The organism is Vreelandella hamiltonii (assembly GCF_014651775.1).
In the GTDB taxonomy this organism is placed as follows: Bacteria; Pseudomonadota; Gammaproteobacteria; order Pseudomonadales; family Halomonadaceae; genus Vreelandella; species Vreelandella hamiltonii.
The window spans coordinates 138,206-156,081 of the sequence record NZ_BMXN01000002.1; the positions used below are offsets into that span (position 1 = coordinate 138,206).

The window sequence follows — 17,876 nt, forward strand, 5'->3', positions numbered from 1 at the left end:
GCTCGAAAGCGCCGCTATTTGAGGGCCACCGCCCATGGCTGTCAAGCGGATTTGTTGGCACTGAAAGTTGCGCTGGTCGCAAAAACCGAAAAGCCATCGCCCGCCATATAGGCGGGCGATGCAGACAAGGCCAGTTTTCCAGCAGCGCCTAGCGGCGGCTCTTGCGGGCTTCCTTGGTGCGGTTCAGCTCGCGTTTCTTGGCTTTCTCCTTGTCGCTGGCACCTGCCATCTTGTCGAAAGGGTTGCTGCCTGAACGGAACTCGAAGCGCATGGGCGTGCCGCGTACCTTCAGCACCTTGCGGAAGGTGTTGATCAGGTAACGGCGGTAGGCCTCGGGCAGCGATTCGGTCTGGTTACCGTGGACCACGATGATGGGCGGGTTGCTGCCGCCCTGGTGGGCCATGCGCAGCTTGATCCGCCGACCGTTGACCATGGGGGGCGGATGCTGGCTGACCGCATCTTGCAGCAGCGTGGTCAGGCGGTTGGTGGACCAGTGGGCATTGGCTGCCTTGAAGGCCCGCTCGATGGAGGGGTAGAGGTCGCCAACGGCCGTGCCGTGCAGTGCCGAGATGAAATGCAGCTCGGCGTAGTCGGCGAAGCCTAGACGGCGCTTGATGTCCGCCCGCATCTTCTCCTTGGCTTCGCTTTCCAGCCCGTCCCACTTGTTCACTGCCAGCACTAGCGCCCGACCCGTGGTCAGGACGTAGTCCAGCAGGTGCAGATCCTGTTCGACCAGACCGCTGCGGGCATCCAGCACCATCACCGCCACATGGCTCTCCTTGATGGCGTCCAGCGTCTTGATGATGGAGAACTTCTCGGCAATTTCACGCACGTTCTTGCGTCGACGTATCCCGGCCGTGTCGATCAGCACATAGGGATGGCCGTTACGCTCGAAGGGGATCTCGATGGCATCGCGAGTGGTGCCTGCTTCATCGAACACTACAACGCGGTCTTCACCCAGCAGCCGGTTGACCAGCGTGGACTTGCCCACGTTCGGGCGGCCAATCACACCGATACGAATGCCTTTCGTGCCGGTGTCGGCAGGAATGGTCGGGTCGCGCTCGGGGAAGGGTTCCAGCACGGTATCGATGAGCAGCGACACGTTGCGCCCGTGGGCGGCGGCGATAGGCCACGGGTCGCCCAGGCCCAGCTTCCAGAAGTCGGCCATGGCAGAGTGCTCTTCGAGCCCATCGGTCTTGTTGACCACCAGCCAGGTTTTCTTCTGATTGACACGCAGGTGATTGGCGATGGCCTCGTCGGCCACGTTGAGCCCCGCCCGGGCGTCCACCAGAAACAGCACGATGTCTGCTTCGTCGATGGCGGCCAGCGATTGCTCTGCCATGGCGGCGTCGATGCCTTCCTCGTCGCCGCTGATGCCGCCCGTGTCGATCACGGTATAGGCCTTGTTACCCAGCATGCCGTTGCCGTATTTACGGTCTCGGGTCAGGCCGGGAAAATCCGCCACCAGCGCGTCGCGCGAGCGGGTAAGGCGGTTGAACAGGGTCGATTTTCCCACATTGGGTCGACCCACTAACGCTATGACGGGTGTCATGGAGTGACTTCCAGGGTTTCCAGGCGACCATTGTTGGCCTGGACATGAATGGTGCTGCCTTCAGTGACAGGGCGCACGCTGATACCGGAGCTGTGGACGCGGGTACGTCCTACCAGATTGCCTTCACGGGCATCCAGCAGGTGCACATAACCTTCGAAATCACCGACCACCAGACGGCCATCCGCAAAGGCGGGAGGCGTCAGCCAGCGATCTTCCAGATCCGTATTACGCCATACTTCCTGGCCGCTATTGGCATCCAGTGCAATGACGTGGCTATTGTCGCTCACCACCAGCAGCAGGTTGCCGACCAGAACGGGAGTATGGCGACTGGAAATGTTGGCTTCCCACAGCGTACCGCCCTGAGTAGCTTCCAGTGCCACCACACGGCCATTGTAGCTGGTGACGAACAGGCGACCATCCGGGCTCAATACCGGTTGACCAGAGAGGTCCACCAGACGTTCGACATCGCTACGGCCACGTGGTGTGGCAATCTGCATTTCCCAAAGGGGCTGGCCGCTGCGGTTATCCAGCGTCGCCAGGCGTCCGTTGGCCGTACCCACGAAGGTGACCGGGTCGATGACCATGGGCGTGCCGGTGCCGCGCAGTGTCAGCGCAGGCTGAGAGCTGGTGTAGACCCAGCGCTCTTCACCGCTGGCGCGATCAAGGGCCGTTATCTGGCCGTCGATGCTCTGTACCAGCAGCAGTTGCTGGTTGGCCTGGGGAGCGGCCAGCACTTCGCTGGACACGCGCGAACGCCAGCTCACGCTGCCGTCACGCTGGCTCAGCGCAATCACTTCACCGTTGCGGGTGCCCAGGTAAACTTGGCCGGCAATGGCGTTGAGTGCACTGGAGATGGGGGTATCCAGCTCGACTTGCCACTCACGCTCACCGCTCTGGGCATTGAAGGCGGTTATCAGGCCGTTGGCATCGGCGGCAAACACGGTATTACCCTCGCGCGCCGGTGCAATCGGGTAGCGGGCACGGCCAAAACCGTCGCCAACGCTGCGCCGCCACTGGCTATCCAGTGACGAGGTTTCGTTGAAGCTACGCAGCTCTTTGGGGGTGTAGGCAGGCTCACCCTTGCTGGCGCAACCCGCCAGCAAGGCCAGCGCAACGGCGCCCAGCGTGGCACGCATCAGCGAAGTGGAAAAACGTGGTTTTAACAGGCTGTTGGTCATCACTGATTCGCCTCCTCGGCGCCGATATCGTCGAGCTTGAACTGCACGCCATAAAGCGGCTGGTTCTGCGTTTGGGCAATCTCCAGCGCGGCTTGCCATGCTTCGCGAGCCTGCTCGGGCTGGCCAAGCGCCAGGTGAGCATCGCCGCGTACGTTGGCCTGTTGGGCGGCCAGCGTGTCGGTGATCGGCTGGTCCAATAGCTCCAGTGCCGCCTCGGGGTTGCCTTCGGCCAGTTCGATACGCGCCAGCCGCAGCCAGGCCAGGCTTTGAACATAACGGCGTGACGAGCCGTTGGCGACGCTGTCGAGGGCTTCTCTGGCCGTTGCCAGGTCGCCTTCCTGTACAGCCAGGCGGGCTTCCAGCAACTGGGCAAGCTCGGCATACAGAGTGCGGCCATACTGGTCGGTCAGTTCACCGATCAGTTCCCTCGCTGCCGCGAGCTGGTCCTCTTCCAGCGAGTTGGCGGCCGTGATGGTCACCAGCTGCTGGTAGCGGGCAGAGGCCGCTTCCGACTGGCCTTCCTGGTAGTTCTGCCAGGCATTCCAGCCGAACACACCGGCGGCAGCCAGCACCGCGCCGGCAATCAGCGACGTACCGTTCTCTTTCCACCAGCGCTTGACGACGTCCAGCTGCTCTTCTTCGCTTCTCAGATCCGCCACGGGCGGCCTCCTATTCAATCACTCAGCCGCCGCAGCGGCTGACAGGTATGCATCGCCCACACGAGACGCTCGGTGGGCAGCGTTTAGTGGGTCGCGTTGCCTGGTGTGGCGGCCAGCAGGTCGCTCAGCGTGCTGGCAAGACTGGCCTGGGCTACCTGTTGCTGCTCACGGTCATCGCGCAGGAATTTCAGGGTGGCCGTTTGCTGAGCCAGCTCGTCTTCACCCAGCAGAATGGCAATGGGCGCGGCGCTCTTGTCGGCCTTTTTCATGCGACTCTTGAAGCTGCCGCCACCGCAGTGCAGCTGCAGGCGCAGGTCGGGCAGTGCGCTGCGCAGCTGTTCTGCCAGGGTGAGAGCTGCCACGGTGGCGCTGTCATCCATCGGCACCAGGTAGACGTCGCAGCCGCCCAAGGCTTCTTCCGGTACCAGGTCGAGAGTTTCCAGCAGCAGAATCAGCCGCTCGATCCCCATGGCAAAGCCCACGGCAGGTGTGGGCTTGCCGCCCAGTTGCTCGACCAGCCCATCGTAGCGGCCACCGGCACAGACGGTGCCCTGGCTGCCCAGCGCCGTGGTGGTCCACTCGAACACCGTACGGCAGTAGTAGTCCAGGCCCCGCACCAGGCGCGGGTTGACCACGTAGGGAATGTTGGCCGCGTCGAGCATGGCCTTGAGCTGCTCGAAGTGCTCCCGCGAAGTCTCGTCCAGGTGATCCATCAGCTGCGGTGCGCCGTTCAGCATCTCGGCCATATCGGGATTCTTGGAATCCAGAATGCGCAGCGGATTGCTGGTCAGGCGACGTTTGGAGTCTTCATCCAGTAGCGCATGGTGCTGTTCGAAGTACGCCACCAGCTTGTCGCGGTAGGCTGCGCGGGCGTCGCTGGAGCCCAGGGAGTTCAGTTCCAGAGTGACATGTTCGAGAAGGCCCAGCTCTTGCCATAAGCGGGCAGAGAGCAGAATGACCTCGGCGTCGATGTCCGGGCCGTCGAAGCCATAGGTTTCCACGCCCACCTGATGAAACTGACGGTAGCGTCCTTTCTGGGGCCGCTCGTGGCGGAACATCGGACCCTGATACCAAATCCGCTGGGTCTGGTTGTGCAGCAGGCCATGCTCCATGGCAGCGCGTACGCAGCTGGCGGTGCCTTCCGGGCGCAGGGTCAGGCTGTCGCCGTTGCGGTCGTCGAAGGTGTACATCTCTTTTTCGACGATATCGGTGACTTCCCCGATGGAACGGGCAAACAGGGCGGTTTGCTCCACGATTGGCGTACGGATCTCATCAAAGCCGTAGCGCTGCATCAAGTGGCGTACCTTGGCCTCAAAAAATTGCCAGCGAGGGCTGTCGCTGGGCAATAGGTCGTTCATTCCACGGATGGCTTGAATCTTTTTAGCGGCGGACTTGCTCAATGAAAACTCCTTGTCTGGGCGGCAGCGCGAGGCGCAAGGCGTGCCGCCTGTTGCAGGCAACGCAGGTGTCAAACGCTGCGTGCAATCATGTTCTCTTGCTGCTGCTCTTTCTGGCGTACCTTGTCGCGGATCAGCTTTTCCAGGTCATCCACCAGATGGTCGTTACGCAGTTTGCTGGCAGGTTTGCCGTCGATGTAGACCAGGTTGGCGGGTGAACCACCGGTCAGACCGATATCGGTCTCCTTGGCTTCGCCAGGGCCGTTGACCACGCAGCCAATCACCGAGACATCCAGCGGGGTCATGATGTCTTCCAGGCGCTCTTCCAGCTGGTTCATGGTGCTGATGACATCGAAGTTCTGCCGTGAACAGCTGGGGCAGGCGATGAAGTTGATGCCTTTGGCGCGCAGTCTCAGGCTCTTGAGCATGTCGAAGCCGACCTTGATCTCTTCCACCGGGTCGGCGGCCAGCGAGACGCGAATGGTATCGCCGATACCATCCATCAACAGCATGCCGAGGCCAATCGATGACTTGACCGTACCCGAGCGCAGGCCACCTGCTTCGGTAATGCCCAGGTGCAGCGGCTGTTCGATGCGGGTGGCCAGGTCACGGTAGGCGGCCACGGCCATGAACACGTCCGAGGCTTTGACGCTGACCTTGAACTCCTGGAAGTCGAGCCGATCCAGGTAGTCGATGTGACGCATGGCCGACTCGACCAGCGCGGCAGGCGTGGGCTCGCCATATTTCTTTTGCAGGTCCTTTTCCAGCGAACCGGCATTGACGCCAATGCGAATCGGAATGCCGTGCTCTCTGGCCGCACTGACCACCGCGCGGACGCGATCTTCCCGGCCAATATTGCCCGGGTTGATACGCAGGCAATCCACGCCCAACTCGGCGACCCGCAGGGCAATCTTGTAATCGAAGTGGATGTCGGCCACCAGCGGCACATCGACCCGCTGTTTGATCTTGCCGAAGGCTTCGGCAGCATCCATGTCGGGGACCGACACACGGACGATGTCGGCACCGGCTTTTTCCAACTGCTGGATCTGACCCACGGTGGCGTCTACGTCCAGGGTGTTGGTGTTGGTCATGCTTTGAACGGCAATCGGGGCATCGCCGCCCACGGCGACGTTACCAACGTGTATCTGGCGCGAGGGGCGACGTTTGATCGGAGAAGGGGCGTGCATAGGACGGGTCACTCTCCTAGAGTAAAGCGGGCAACATTGTTGGCACCGGCGCGTTGCGCCAGGTTGACGGTATCGCCTTGATAGCGCAGCTCGACACCGGTGGCATTACCGATGGTCAGGCGGAAGGGCGGCGTACCCTCGACGCTGGCGGTGGTGCCGGGCGTTTGCAGGCCAACGAAGACGCGCTGGTTGTTGGCATCGAAGATCTCGGTCCAGGACTGCTCGTTGAAGGTCAGTTCCAGCAGATTGGGGTTGGCGACGGGTTCCGGCGCGGCATCTTCCGCGGGCGCTTCCGGCGCCTGTGCCTCGGCGACATCGGTCACCGGCTCGGCGCTGGCATCGGCCACGTCGCTGGCGGGTTCAGTGCTGGCATCGGCGTCAGTGCTGGCGTCTTCGTCCTCCATGCTGACTTGAGGCTCGTCGATCATGGGCGGGATCACCACGGGATCGGGCTCGACCATCGGCTCGGCGGGTGGCGGCGTCGCACTGTCGGCGGCATCCTCTTCCAACGTGGAAGACGTGCCCATGCTTGGGGGCTCGCTGCCGCCACGGCTTTGCCACCAGGCAACGGTGACGCCGATCAGGCCCACGATCACCAGCAGGGTGACCAGCTTGAATAACCAGGCGCCCACCTTTGATGGGGGGCGAGTGACGGCAACGGGCGCGATCTTTCGCTCGGTTTCGCTGCTGCCGTGGCGCGCTTGATAGGCATCCAGCACCAGCTTGTCATCCAGGCCCAGGTATTTTGCATAGGCACGCAGGTAGCCACGGCGATAAGCGGTGACAGGAATTTCTTCGTAGTTGTCCTTTTCCAGGCCTTCGACCACGGCGGTGCGCAGATTCAGCGCACGGGCAGCATCAACAATCGGCACGCCCAGCGCTTCACGTTGACGGGAGAGCAGTTCGCCAGCGGTGCTGGTGGAGGTAACGCTATCGTGTAACTGTGTCTCGCTCATGGCTGAGCATCCTTCAAAAAATAGGTGGTCAGGGCACTGATCAAGGGTTCAGCAGGCGTTGGTATTCGGCGGCCGCCGCGCTGTCGCCGCGGGCGAGGGCGATATCTATCGCCATTTCCAACGCTGCCGGGTCGGGGCCAGCCAACTGCAGGTAGCTTTGCAGCGGCTCCCAGGCCTGATCGTATCGTCCCTGCGAAACTTCCAGTTCGGCTAACATTAAATACCCGCGAGTGTTGCGCGGGTCGATACTCTGGGCGCGCTGCAAACGGTCGCGCGCCCTGTCGAATTCGTCAATCGCCAAATAGCACTGACCCAGGTTGGTGAATAGCTGGGCACGATTGGCATATTGGGCATCCTCAGAGGCGGCTTCCAACTGCTCGCAGGCCTCTGGGTAGCGCCCCTGCTGATACAAAAAGGCAGCATAGTTGTTGCGTGCCCGCGTAAACGAGGGCGAGGCGCTCAGCGCCTGCTGGAAATAGCGATTGGCGAGATCGCGCTCTCCCTGCTGCTGATAGACCAGCGCAATCGCCTGAAGTGCCTCTGGGTGGCGAGCATCCAGCTCCAGTGCTCGGTCCAGCGCGCTCAGGGCGCGGGGCAGGTTATCCCGCTCCAGGTAGGCCACCCCCAATTGGGCATAGGCATCGGCGGCATCCGGGTTGCTCTCGTTGAACGTGGGCGTCGAGGTCGCACACCCCGCCAGCAGCAGGCTGCCAGCAAGGACGGACAGCATGGGCACTCTGAAAAAGGAGAAGCACCTGCGATGACCGATCATGTATGTCCTCTTGAACAGTGCGGCCTTGCTCGCACTGATGACGTTAATAAAAAAACGTGACCATCAAAGCGCTGTGTTGTGTGGAAGTCAAGACAGCGGCCTTAGTCTGCATCCAGTTGAACCGATTGAATATAGCGCGCACTGCGCTTGGTGCGGTCTTTTACGCGTCCGACCAGTTGGCCGCAGGCGGCATCGATGTCATCCCCTCGGGTGGTGCGGACGGTGGCGTTGTACTCCAGGTCATAAAGCCATTGCTGAAAACGCATGACCTGGTTGCGCGAGGGCTTTTCATAACCCGAATTGGGGAACGGGTTAAAGGGAATCAGGTTGATCTTGCAGGGCAGCTCCTTGAGAAGCGCCGCCAGCTGTTCGGCGTGTTCCTGCTGGTCATTCACGCCTTTGATCAAGGTGTACTCGATGGTCACCTGACGGTTGTCCGGGCATTTGGCCAGGTAGCGGTGACAGGCATCCAGCAAGGCACGAATGTTGTACTTGCGGTTGATCGGGACGAGTTCGTTACGCAGCTCATCGGTGGAGGCGTGCAGCGAAATCGCCAGGCTGACGTCCATCTCATCGCCCAGTTTATCCATCATCGGCACCACGCCCGACGTGGAGAGGGTGACGCGGCGCTTGGAGAGGCCATAGCCGTTGTCGTCGAGCATCAGCTTCATGGCAGGCACGACGTTGTCGAAATTCAACAGCGGCTCGCCCATGCCCATCATGACCACGTTGGTCACCGGACGGTTGGCGGTATCCCGCCGAGGGCCAACGCTGCGTTGCGCTACCCAGACCTGACCAATGATTTCAGCGGCCGTGAGGTTGCGCTGGAAGCCCTGTTTGCCCGTGGAGCAGAAGCTGCAATCCAGCGAGCAGCCGACCTGTGACGACACGCACAGGGTGCGTCGCTTACCGTTCTCTGCCGGGATCAGAACCGTTTCGACATAGCTGCCATCTTCCACTTCGAGCACCCATTTGCGCGTGCCGTCGCTGGACGTGCCTTCATACACGACGCCTGGGCCGCGAATCTCGGCCACCTGAGCGAGCTTGTCGCGCAGCGGTTTGGACAGGTTGGTCATCACGGCAAAGTCATCGACGCCCTCCTGGTGGATCCACTTCATGACCTGGGTGGCACGGAATTTCTTCTCACCAATGGATGAAAAGAAAGCTTCCATTTGCTCACGAGAGAGCCCCAGCAGGTTCTGGCGTGCGGGCTCCGCCTGCGTGGCGTGGTCAGCGATGGATAGAGAAGACGGTGATGATGGAGCGACAGTGGTGGTCATGGCGGTCAGCGTTCAGAAAGAGGCGGGGGCCAGGCCCCCGCAAAAATGGCCGGCAACGAATGTTGAAACGGCAGCGCTGGTTTAGCGCGGGCAGATTTCGTCGTTACCGAAGAAGTAGCTAATTTCGCGTGCAGCGCTTTCGGCAGAGTCGGAACCATGGACAGCGTTGGCGTCGATTGTTTCCGCGAAGTCGGCGCGGATGGTGCCCGGAGCGGCTTCTTTAGGGTTGGTAGCACCCATCAGCTCACGGTTCTTGGCGATGGCGCCTTCACCTTCCAGCACTTGAACGACGACCGGGCCAGAGGTCATGAAACCGACCAGATCCTTGAAGAAGGGGCGCTCTTTGTGCTCGGCGTAGAAACCACCGGCTTTCTCTTCGGAGAGGTGCAGCATCTTGGCCGCGACCACTTGCAGGCCAGCCTTTTCGAAGCGTGCGATGATGTCGCCGATGGCATTCTTGGCTACGGCATCGGGCTTGATGATGGAAAGAGTACGTTCAGTCGCCATGCAGAGATCTCCTAGAAAGGGATAAAGCAGAAATTGCCGCCCCGGAAAGCCAGGGCGGCACAGGAAAATGTGTCCGGCCTTGTCTGGACGCTATGCCGCAGGCCGAGTGGCCGCGATTATAGCGTCTCACGCAGGGGATGAATACCGATGAGTGACGTCAAAGAGCGCTTAAACGGTAAAGCTTTCACCGCAGCCGCACTGATCCTTGACGTTGGGATTGTTGAAGCGGAAGAAGCGATTGAGCCCTTCGCTGACGTAGTCCACTTCGCTGCCGTCCAGCATCTCGACGGCATCGGTGGCCACGTAGACGCTGGCCCCGTGGGACTCGAAGTGCACGTCATCTGGCTGAGCCTCGTCGGCAAAATCGAGCACATAGCTGTAGCCAGAGCAGCCGCTGGGTTTGACGGATACCCGAAGGCCAAGCCCCTTGCCGCGCTCTTCGAGGACGCGGTGGATCTGCTCGGCGGCGGCGGGGGAAATGTTAAGCGTTGCCATGGAGCACTCTCCTTGAAAAGTCGGTCGGTCAGCGGCCAGGCGCAGTGGCCTGGCGCGCCGAAGCACGCAGGCCGCTGACGGCGTGGTGCAGTAGTGTCAGTGCGTGGTCGATATCGGCTGGCTGGGTAAACCGTCCAAAGCTCAAGCGCAGCGAAGAGAGCGCCAGCCGACGGGGCGTTCCGATGCCCAGCAGGACGTAAGAGGGGTCGACGCTGGCCGAGTTGCAGGCAGAGCCTGTAGACACGGCAACGTCGCGCAGGGCCATCAGCAGCGCTTCACCATCGACACCCTCGAACGCGAGATTGAGAATATTGGGCACCCCATGCTGCTGGGGCGAGTTGGGAATGACGCCCTCCAGCGTGCTCAGGCCATTCAGCAGTTGCTCGCGAAGGGCGGCAATATGCGCCTGATCCTGAGCTTGCTGCTGCTGCATGACGGCAAAGGCTTCCCCCATGCCCGCAATCTGGTGGGTGGGCAGCGTGCCGGAACGCATGCCGCGCTCGTGCCCGCCGCCGTGAATCAGCGCTTCGACACGCATGTCCGGATGGCGTTTCACGTACAGAGCGCCCACCCCTTTGGGGCCATAGGCTTTATGGGCAGACAGCGACATCAAGTCGATGTGCTGTTCGACCACGTCCAGCGGGATGCGTCCTACCGCCTGAGCGGCATCGGTATGGAAGGCCGCGCCAAAGTCGTGGGCCACGGCTGCCAGCGCTGCGATGTCGTTGATGCTGCCCAGCTCGTTGTTCACTGCCATCAGCGACACCAGGGCGGTGTCATCCCGCATGGCCTCGCGCAGCTGTTCGGGGGTGATGCGCCCGTCCCGCTGGGGCTTGAGCCAGGTGACCTCGAAGCCTTCGCTTTCCAGCGCCTTGGCGGTATCCACCACGGCCTTGTGTTCGATGGACGAGGTGACCAGGTGCATGCCGCGCGGGCGGTTGGCGCGCATGAAGCCGATCAGCGCCAGATTGTTGGCTTCGGTAGCACCGCTGGTCCACACGATCTCGCGAGGGTCGGCATGAATCAGGTCGGCCACCTGGCGCCGTGCCTGCTCTACCACCTGCTCTGCCTGCCAGCCCAGCATGTGGCTGCGCGATGCCGGGTTGGCAAACAGCTGGTCGACGGTCAGGTAGCGCGTCATCACCTCGGCCACGCGCTCATCTACCGGCGTAGTGGCGGCATAGTCGAGGTAAATGGGCAGTGAGGGCGTGGCTGTCATGAGTTTGAGTTCCAACGGGCAGTGAATGGCGTCAGGGGGAAGAGGCAAGAATCCCGGCGTCGGCGCGCTGCTTCTGTCGAGCGGCAATACGAATGACGTCCGGGCGTTGCATCAGCTGCGCCAGCGTCACGTCATCCAGAAAGTGGCGTATTTGCCCCGAAAGTTCGCACCACAAGTGATGGGTCAGGCAGGTGTCGCCCTGCTGGCAGTCGGAAAGCCCCTGGCAGCGGGTGGCATCGACGGTTTCATTGACCGCATCGATGACCTGGGACACGCTGATCTCGGCGGCAGGCTTGGCCAGTAGATAGCCACCGCCAGGGCCACGCACGCTGGTGACCAGCCCGCTGCGCCGCAGCCGCGCAAACAGCTGCTCCAGATACGAGAGCGAGATCTCCTGGCGCTGGGATATATCGCCAAGGCTGGTAGGGCCTTGAGGCGTATTGATCGCCAGGTCCAGCATGGCGGTAACGGCGTATCGGCCTTTGGTAGTCAAGCGCATAACAGGTACCTCGTCGCTGAACCTCAGCGCACTGGCGGCAAGTGTAGCGCCATTATGGAAATCCTGAGTGCTTTGGTCAACTATTGGGGCGCGTGTCGGAGGTTTCGGCAGCGCTGACCTTGTCACTGCGGTGTTTGCCTGACCCCGCGCAGCCCGATTCGCCTTCGTCGAGAATGTCGGCGAAGTCCTCATCCCTGAGTTCGGGCAGTTGGCCGTCACGGTAACTGGCATCCAGCTTGCGCAGGGTAGAGCACATGCGTTCGATACGCTCGTCCACGGCGTGCATATGGTCCAGCATGGCCTGCATGGAGCGTGCTACCGGATCGGGCATGTCCTGGCTGACGCCGTAGGCATCGAAACCGAATTTCTGGCAGATGGCTTCGCGGCGAGCCGGGTCGATATCCAGCGCTTCCTCTACATCAGGCTCGGCGCGCTTGACGATCTTGCCAGGAATGCCGACCACCGTTGCGCCCGCGGGCACCTCTTTGGTCACCACGGCGTTGGAGCCAATCTTGGCACCGGCTCCAACCGTGAACGGGCCCAGAATTTTGGCACCTGCCCCGACGATCACGCCATCTTCCAACGTGGGGTGACGCTTGCCTTTATTCCAGCTGGTGCCGCCTAGCGTGACTCCCTGGTAGAGCGTCACGTTGTCGCCGACCTGGGCGGTCTCACCGATCACCACGCCCATGCCGTGATCGATGAAGAAGCGCCGACCAATGGTGGCGCCGGGGTGGATCTCGATACCGGTCATCCAGCGGGAGAAGGTAGATACCGTGCGCGCCAGCCACTTGAAGTTCTTCTTCCATAACCAGTGGCCACAGCGGTGCAGCAGCAGAGCATGCAGGCCCGGGTAGTTGGTCAAGACCTCGAGAAAGTTGCGTGCCGCTGGGTCGCGGTCGAATACGCTGTTGATGTCTTCGCGCAGGCGTTGAAACATGGGAGTGTCCTTGGGCGTAAAAGCGGCAGCAGGGCAGGCTGTGCTGGGGTCGGCCCCCAAATGTGGGGGCACCACCGGATAACTTCAAGTTTAGGCCATCGGGCTGACCGTGGCGCGTATCAACGAGGTGTCGTGTGCTGTTGGGCTGCCTTCTCCGTGGCCGACAGGATACCGCGCAGGATGTTCATTTCCATTTTCTCGGGGCGAGCTCGCAGGTACAGGCGGCGCAGGCGTGCCATCAACTGGCGCGGCTGTGCGGGGTCATGAAACTCGATGGCGATCAGCGTGCGCTCCAGGTGCTCGAAGTACCGCTCCAGCTCTTCGTGGGACGCCAGCGCGGCCTCTTCGTCATCCTCTTGAGCGGGGGGCGCGTCGGCCTGCGTCAGCCAGGCCATGCGACACTCGTAGGCGAGTACCTGTACCGCTGCCGCCAGGTTCAGCGAGCTGAAATCCGCATTGGTGGGAATGTGTACGTGGGCATGGCAGCGCTGCAGCTCGGCATTGGTCAAGCCGCTGTCCTCGCGCCCAAACACCAGCGCGATGCGCGCATTGGCAGGGCGGCACTCGGCTGGCAGGCGTTCGGCCAGCTCTCGGGGAGAGATCATCGGCCAAGGCAGCGTACGTGAGCGGGCACTGGCACCCACGGCCAGGGTGCAGTCGGCCACGGCATCTTCCAGCGTGGCATGAATGGCCGCCTGATGGAGCAGATGGTCGGCCCCTGACGCCCGTGAGATGCTCTCCTGAGTGAGCACGTCGCAGCGGGGGGCGACGAGCGCCAGATCCGCCAGGCCCATGTTGTGCATGGCGCGTGCCACGCCGCCAATATTGCCAGGATGGCTGGTGCCAATAAGAACGATTCGAATGCGGTCAAGCATGATAAGCCCGGTTCACGACGTAAAAAGCGCAGTTTAGCACGAGTCGATGGCATGCCCGAGGGGCCTCTGGTAGAATTGCCCGCCATCAAGGTGTCCTGCGCCTGCCCCCGTTCTTTAACATCACTGTGACAAGGCCCGATCATGAATCCAATGGTCCAATTTACGCTGCGCGCTGCGCGTAGCGCGGTTGAACATTTTCTGCGTGTCCGTGAGCGTATCGAAAACGCCCACGAAGAATTCAATCTCGACCGCCTGCTGGAAGACACGGCCCGCAAGGCCGAAGCCACCATCGTTCAGCAACTGCAGCGCGGCTATCCGCAGCATGGCTTCTCCGGCCGCTACACCCCCCATCAAGCGGGTGAGGGTGAAGGCGAAGAGATCGTTTGGAAGATCGAACCCCTGCATGGCTATTCCAACCTGGCCGTGGCAGGCAAGGGCTTTGCACTCTCAGTGGTGTGTCTGATCAAAGGTCGCCCCGAACACGCGGTGGTGGTCTCTCCCTTTGGCGATGACGAATACATCGCCAGCCGTGGCCGTGGCGCCCAGCACAACGACAAGCGTATGCGCGTGAGCAAGCCCACGGCCATTCCCGGTACCCGCATGGCCATGAGCCTGCCGGAAGCCTGGCTGCGCCCCAGCCATCTGCCTGCCTACCTGACCGTGACGCAGCAACTGGCCCCCCAGGTGGAAACCCTGGTCGCCACGGGCTCTGGCCTGCTGGACATTTGCGAACTGGCCGCTGGCCGCGTCGACAGCGTGTTCGTTCTAGGCCTGGAAGAGCAGGACATGCAGGTCGGTACGCTGCTGCTGAAAGAAGCCGGCGCGCTGATGGGCACGCCCAACGGCCAGCCCACCGTCACCGCAGAAGGCCAACTGATGGCCGCTGGCCCGCGCCTTTATAAAGCACTGATCAAACAGCTGGCGCCGCATTTCTGAGCGTGATGTCAGTTCCCTGATGATATGAAAAAGGCCTTGTCGCGTAAGCGGCAAGGCCTTTTGCTGAAGAGAGCATTCGCGCCTTACGGCAGCTCTTCTTCCTCTTCATCGCTCTCTTTCTTGGTCGGGATCAGGTCTTCCCGAGAGAGCTTGAGCGGGATCAGCAGGGCGCCAGAGATATAGATGGAGGAGAAGGTGCCCACCACGATGCCAACCAATAGTGCGATGGCGAAGTTCTCGATCATGTCGCCGCCCAGCAGCAGCAAGGCCAGCAGCACCAGGATGGTGGTACCCGACGTTGCCAGCGTACGCGAGAGCGTGGCATTGATCGCTTCGTTGATGATTTGCCCCATGTTGTCGATCCGCGACGTGCGAATGGACTCGCGGATACGGTCGTACACCACGATGGTATCGTTGAGGGAATAACCGATGACCGCGAGCAGTGCGGCCAGTACCGTCAGGTTGAAGTCGAGCTGGAACAGCGCGAAGACACCCACCACGATGACCACGTCGTGCATCAGCGCCAGCAGAGCGCCGACGGCGAACTTGTACTGAAAGCGCAAGGCCACGTAGACCATCACGACGCCGAGGGCCACCAGCATGCCCATGCCGCTCTGGTCGCGCAGTTGCTCACCTACCTGAGCACCCACGAACTCCGCGCGCACCAGATTGACGTCAGCGCCATCGGCGCGCAGCAGCCCGACGATTTCGCTGCCGATGTCGGGGTCAAAGGCCTGCTGCAGGCGAATCAGAATTTCGGTAGAAGCACCGAAGGTTTGTACGGACACATCCTGAAAGCCGCTGTTTTCCAGCAGTTGGCGGATGGCATCCAGTGACGGTGCGGCACCGTAACGTACTTCGACCAGGGTGCCGCCCGTGAAGTCCAGCCCCAGGTTGAGCTGCTGAAAAACGATGGCACCGATAGAGACGATCAGCATCACCGCCGAGACGATGAACGCAAGGTTGCGTCGTCCCATGAAGTCGATGCGTAGCTGCGATAGGGGTTTCATTACCACCTCTTCAATTCTGTGCGGAGCGCGTATGTCTGCTTCACGAGATCAGATCCAGAGCTTCTTGACGGGCTTGCTGCCATAGGTGAGGTTGACCATGGCTCGTGTGACCATCAAGGCCGTGAACATCGAGGTCAAGATACCGATGGAGAGCGTTACCGCGAAGCCTTTGACCGGGCCAGTGCCAATCGAGAACAGGATGATGGCGACCAGCAGGGTGGTGATGTTGGCATCCACGATCGAGGTGAAGGCACGCTCGTAACCCGCATGAATGGCTTGTTGAATCGACAGACCGTTGCGCAACTCTTCGCGTATACGTTCGAAGATCAGTACGTTGGCATCTACCGCCATACCCAGGGTCAGCACGATACCGGCAATGCCCGGCAGGGTGAGGGTGGCCCCCAGCATCGACATCACGGCAATCAGCAGGGTCAGGTTGAGCGCCAGCGCCACGTTGGCAAATACGCCGAACACCTTGTAGCGCACCAGCATGAACATCACCACCAGCAACAGGCCAATCTGGACCGAGAGCAGGCCGCGTTCGATGTTGTCCTGACCCAGGCTCGGGCCGATGGTGCGTTCCTGCACGAAGTAGATGGGCGCAGCCAGAGAGCCTGAACGCAGCAGCAGGGCCAGTTCGGCAGCTTCGGTGGGCGAGTCGAGCCCGGTAATGCGGAAGCTGTTGCCCAGCGCGCTCTGGATGGTCGCCAGGCTGATCAAGCCGCGCTCCGTGTAAGGCTCGCGAATGATGGTCTGCTCGCCAGTCTCCGGGTCGGTCTCGACGCGGTCTTCGCTCTTGTGCTCGATGAACAGCACCGCCATGTTGCGCCCGATGTTGGTGCGCGTGGCGCGGTTCATCAGCGTACCGCCAGTGCCATCCAGGTTGATGTTGACCTGTGGGCGGCCATTTTCATCGAAGCTGTGGCTGGCGCTGGAAACGCTGTCACCGGTAATGATCACGTCCCGCATCAGGTCCGCAGAACGGCCGCTGTCGTTGCGGAAGTCGAAGCGCTCGGTTTCCATGTCGGGCGTGTCGTTACGTGCTTCCAGACGGAACTCCAGGTTGGCCGTGGCGCCGACGATGCGCTTGGCTGCCACTGTGTCCTGAATGCCGGGCAGTTCGACCACGATCTGGCTGGGGCCCTGGCGCTGTACCATCGGCTCGGCCACGCCCAGCTCGTTGACACGGTTACGCAGGGTGGTCAGGTTCTGGTTGACCGCATAGTCCTGAATTTCGCTGACCGTCGCGTCGCTCAGCGACATGACCAGGCTGGAAGCGCGGCCATCGCCCTGGTTGCTGTAATCGAAGTTGGGGAAGTCGCGGCTGATCACTCGACGCGCAGCGTCGCGATCTTCGCTGCTGGCAAAATCGATGGACAGCGAACGCTCGGCGATCTCCGTATTGCGGTAGCGGATACGCTCGCCACGCAGCAGTTCACGGATGGCGCTGGCATTTACTTCCAGGCGCTGGGTCAGGGCTGCTTCCATGTCCACTTCCAGCAGGAAGTGAACGCCGCCGCGCAAGTCCAGACCCAGCGTCATGGGCGTAGCGGAGAAGGCCTGCAGCCAACCGGGCGTGGCTTCCGCCAGGTTCAAGGCAACGGTGGCGCCGCTACCCAGCACGTCAGCCGCGATATCCCGAGCATTCAGCTGGTCATCGTTGCTTTGCAAACGAATCAACCACTGCCCGTCGACCTCTTCCACGGCCTTGATGGCAATGTCGTTGTCGTTCAGCGCTTGTTCGACGCGATTGATTTGCCGCTCATCAAGCATGTTGCCTTGGGCATCGCTCACCTGAATGGCGGGATCGGCGGGAAATAGATTGGGAAGTGAATAGATAAGGCCAACCACCAGGACGACCAGTATCAGCAGATACTTCCACAGGGGGTAACGGTTGAGCATGCAAGCCCTGCCTTCAATTACAAACGGAATCGCTGTGCACAGACAAGCTGTGCACAGCAACGTTCACCATCGACGCTACCATGTCACCCCTGCCGGGGTGGCTGGCACGGAGTCGGCAGGGGGGAGGTGCGAGCGTTAGATGGACTTAATGGTGCCCTTGGGCAGTACGGCAGCCACGGCATTCTTCTGCACGTTGACTTCGGTACCTTCCGATACTTCCAGGGTCAGGAACTCATCGCTGACTTTGGTCACGCGGCCTACCAGGCCACCACCGATGACCACTTCATCACCCTTGGCCAGGCTGGAGACCAGCTGACGGTGCTGCTTGGCACGTTTTGCCTGGGGGCGCCACAGCAGGAAGTAGAAAATCAGCACAAAGCCGACGAGCATGACGATTTGCGCAATACCACCGCCAGCGGCGGCTTCCTGGGCATGGGCTGGTGAGATGAAGAAATCCAGCATTGCAGAGAACTCCTGAGTTAGAACAATGGGTGAACCGGTTGACGCCACTC

At 61.4% G+C, this 17,876-nt stretch carries 18 protein-coding genes; 1 reads left to right on the forward strand and 17 read right to left on the reverse strand.

Annotated elements, in window-relative coordinates; genetic code table 11:
* Positions 1–148 precede the first annotated feature (148 nt).
* The 14 genes from der to trmJ form a co-directional block, all read right to left on the reverse strand.
* Positions 149–1,552: a ribosome biogenesis GTPase Der gene (gene der, locus IE091_RS02495; RefSeq protein ID WP_039180340.1), complete on the reverse strand. Its 1,404-nt coding sequence runs from the start codon at positions 1,550–1,552 to the stop codon at positions 149–151.
* Positions 1,549–2,730 (reverse strand): outer membrane protein assembly factor BamB, encoded by a 1,182-nt coding sequence (gene bamB, locus IE091_RS02500; RefSeq protein WP_189462720.1) that lies wholly within the window; start codon positions 2,728–2,730, stop codon positions 1,549–1,551. The genes der and bamB overlap by 4 nt, the downstream gene beginning before the upstream one ends.
* Complete coding sequence (locus IE091_RS02505) at positions 2,730–3,389, reverse strand: YfgM family protein (protein ID WP_096922148.1); 660 nt, start codon at positions 3,387–3,389, stop codon at positions 2,730–2,732. The genes bamB and IE091_RS02505 overlap by 1 nt, the downstream gene beginning before the upstream one ends.
* An 83-nt stretch (positions 3,390–3,472) precedes the next feature.
* Positions 3,473–4,789, reverse strand: a complete 1,317-nt coding sequence (gene hisS, locus IE091_RS02510; protein ID WP_189462721.1) for a histidine--tRNA ligase — start codon at positions 4,787–4,789, stop codon at positions 3,473–3,475.
* Positions 4,790–4,857: 68 nt separating this feature from the next.
* Positions 4,858–5,973, reverse strand: a complete 1,116-nt coding sequence (gene ispG, locus IE091_RS02515; protein ID WP_039180327.1) for a flavodoxin-dependent (E)-4-hydroxy-3-methylbut-2-enyl-diphosphate synthase — start codon at positions 5,971–5,973, stop codon at positions 4,858–4,860.
* 8 nt (positions 5,974–5,981) lie between these two features.
* Positions 5,982–6,929 (reverse strand): RodZ domain-containing protein, encoded by a 948-nt coding sequence (locus tag IE091_RS02520; RefSeq protein WP_039180325.1) that lies wholly within the window; start codon positions 6,927–6,929, stop codon positions 5,982–5,984.
* Positions 6,930–6,969: 40 nt separating this feature from the next.
* Positions 6,970–7,701: a type IV pilus biogenesis/stability protein PilW gene (gene pilW / locus IE091_RS02525; RefSeq protein ID WP_144982379.1), complete on the reverse strand. Its 732-nt coding sequence runs from the start codon at positions 7,699–7,701 to the stop codon at positions 6,970–6,972.
* Between the two features lie 101 nt (positions 7,702–7,802).
* Complete coding sequence (rlmN, locus tag IE091_RS02530) at positions 7,803–8,981, reverse strand: dual-specificity RNA methyltransferase RlmN (protein ID WP_039180320.1); 1,179 nt, start codon at positions 8,979–8,981, stop codon at positions 7,803–7,805.
* An 81-nt stretch (positions 8,982–9,062) separates the two neighbouring features.
* The gene (gene ndk, locus IE091_RS02535) at positions 9,063–9,488 is read right to left on the reverse strand and encodes a nucleoside-diphosphate kinase (RefSeq protein WP_039180317.1); all 426 of its coding nucleotides are present in this window, start codon (positions 9,486–9,488) and stop codon (positions 9,063–9,065) included.
* A 168-nt stretch (positions 9,489–9,656) separates the two neighbouring features.
* Complete coding sequence (locus tag IE091_RS02540) at positions 9,657–9,983, reverse strand: HesB/IscA family protein (protein WP_016914918.1); 327 nt, start codon at positions 9,981–9,983, stop codon at positions 9,657–9,659.
* 28 nt (positions 9,984–10,011) lie between these two features.
* Positions 10,012–11,202: an aminotransferase class V-fold PLP-dependent enzyme gene (locus IE091_RS02545; protein ID WP_189462722.1), complete on the reverse strand. Its 1,191-nt coding sequence runs from the start codon at positions 11,200–11,202 to the stop codon at positions 10,012–10,014.
* Positions 11,203–11,233: 31 nt separating this feature from the next.
* Positions 11,234–11,701 carry a Fe-S cluster assembly transcriptional regulator IscR gene (gene iscR, locus IE091_RS02550; protein WP_039180312.1) on the reverse strand — a complete coding sequence of 156 codons (468 nt, stop codon included), beginning with the start codon at positions 11,699–11,701 and terminating at the stop codon, positions 11,234–11,236.
* Positions 11,702–11,777: 76 nt separating this feature from the next.
* Positions 11,778–12,641 (reverse strand): serine O-acetyltransferase, encoded by an 864-nt coding sequence (cysE, locus tag IE091_RS02555; RefSeq protein ID WP_039180308.1) that lies wholly within the window; start codon positions 12,639–12,641, stop codon positions 11,778–11,780.
* 119 nt (positions 12,642–12,760) lie between these two features.
* Positions 12,761–13,516 (reverse strand): tRNA (cytosine(32)/uridine(32)-2'-O)-methyltransferase TrmJ, encoded by a 756-nt coding sequence (trmJ, locus tag IE091_RS02560; RefSeq protein WP_144982376.1) that lies wholly within the window; start codon positions 13,514–13,516, stop codon positions 12,761–12,763.
* Positions 13,517–13,657: 141 nt separating this feature from the next.
* Here trmJ and IE091_RS02565 point away from each other — a divergent pair, with 141 nt between their 5' ends.
* A complete protein-coding gene (locus IE091_RS02565; protein WP_039180303.1) occupies positions 13,658–14,452 on the forward strand; it encodes an inositol monophosphatase family protein in 795 nt (264 codons plus the stop codon).
* Between the two features lie 83 nt (positions 14,453–14,535).
* On the opposite strand, the gene secF is transcribed toward IE091_RS02565, so the two are convergent.
* The 3 genes from secF to yajC all read right to left on the reverse strand — a co-directional run bounded on the left by secF (position 14,536) and on the right by yajC (position 17,826).
* Positions 14,536–15,462, reverse strand: coding sequence for a protein translocase subunit SecF (gene secF / locus IE091_RS02570; RefSeq protein ID WP_189462723.1), 927 nt, complete (start codon positions 15,460–15,462; stop codon positions 14,536–14,538).
* A gap of 48 nt (positions 15,463–15,510) precedes the next feature.
* Positions 15,511–17,364: a protein translocase subunit SecD gene (secD, locus tag IE091_RS02575; protein ID WP_096922154.1), complete on the reverse strand. Its 1,854-nt coding sequence runs from the start codon at positions 17,362–17,364 to the stop codon at positions 15,511–15,513.
* Between the two features lie 135 nt (positions 17,365–17,499).
* Entirely contained in the window at positions 17,500–17,826 is a 327-nt protein-coding gene (gene yajC / locus IE091_RS02580) for a preprotein translocase subunit YajC (RefSeq protein WP_016914910.1), read from the reverse strand.
* Positions 17,827–17,876 lie beyond the last annotated feature (50 nt).

Excerpts from the sequence above, each read along its gene's own strand:
- der (WP_039180340.1), bottom strand. The coding sequence starts at position 1,552 with ATGACACCCGTCATAGCGTTAGTGGGTCGACCCAATGTGGGAAAATCG.
- bamB (WP_189462720.1), bottom strand. The coding sequence starts at position 2,730 with ATGACCAACAGCCTGTTAAAACCACGTTTTTCCACTTCGCTGATGCGT.
- ispG (WP_039180327.1), bottom strand. The coding sequence starts at position 5,973 with ATGCACGCCCCTTCTCCGATCAAACGTCGCCCCTCGCGCCAGATACAC.
- IE091_RS02520 (WP_039180325.1), bottom strand. The coding sequence starts at position 6,929 with ATGAGCGAGACACAGTTACACGATAGCGTTACCTCCACCAGCACCGCT.
- pilW (WP_144982379.1), bottom strand. The coding sequence starts at position 7,701 with ATGATCGGTCATCGCAGGTGCTTCTCCTTTTTCAGAGTGCCCATGCTG.
- rlmN (WP_039180320.1), bottom strand. The coding sequence starts at position 8,981 with ATGACCACCACTGTCGCTCCATCATCACCGTCTTCTCTATCCATCGCT.
- ndk (WP_039180317.1), bottom strand. The coding sequence starts at position 9,488 with ATGGCGACTGAACGTACTCTTTCCATCATCAAGCCCGATGCCGTAGCC.
- IE091_RS02540 (WP_016914918.1), bottom strand. The coding sequence starts at position 9,983 with ATGGCAACGCTTAACATTTCCCCCGCCGCCGCCGAGCAGATCCACCGC.
- IE091_RS02545 (WP_189462722.1), bottom strand. The coding sequence starts at position 11,202 with ATGACAGCCACGCCCTCACTGCCCATTTACCTCGACTATGCCGCCACT.
- iscR (WP_039180312.1), bottom strand. The coding sequence starts at position 11,701 with ATGCGCTTGACTACCAAAGGCCGATACGCCGTTACCGCCATGCTGGAC.
- cysE (WP_039180308.1), bottom strand. The coding sequence starts at position 12,641 with ATGTTTCAACGCCTGCGCGAAGACATCAACAGCGTATTCGACCGCGAC.
- trmJ (WP_144982376.1), bottom strand. The coding sequence starts at position 13,516 with ATGCTTGACCGCATTCGAATCGTTCTTATTGGCACCAGCCATCCTGGC.
- IE091_RS02565 (WP_039180303.1), top strand. The coding sequence starts at position 13,658 with ATGAATCCAATGGTCCAATTTACGCTGCGCGCTGCGCGTAGCGCGGTT.
- secF (WP_189462723.1), bottom strand. The coding sequence starts at position 15,462 with ATGAAACCCCTATCGCAGCTACGCATCGACTTCATGGGACGACGCAAC.
- secD (WP_096922154.1), bottom strand. The coding sequence starts at position 17,364 with ATGCTCAACCGTTACCCCCTGTGGAAGTATCTGCTGATACTGGTCGTC.
- yajC (WP_016914910.1), bottom strand. The coding sequence starts at position 17,826 with ATGCTGGATTTCTTCATCTCACCAGCCCATGCCCAGGAAGCCGCCGCT.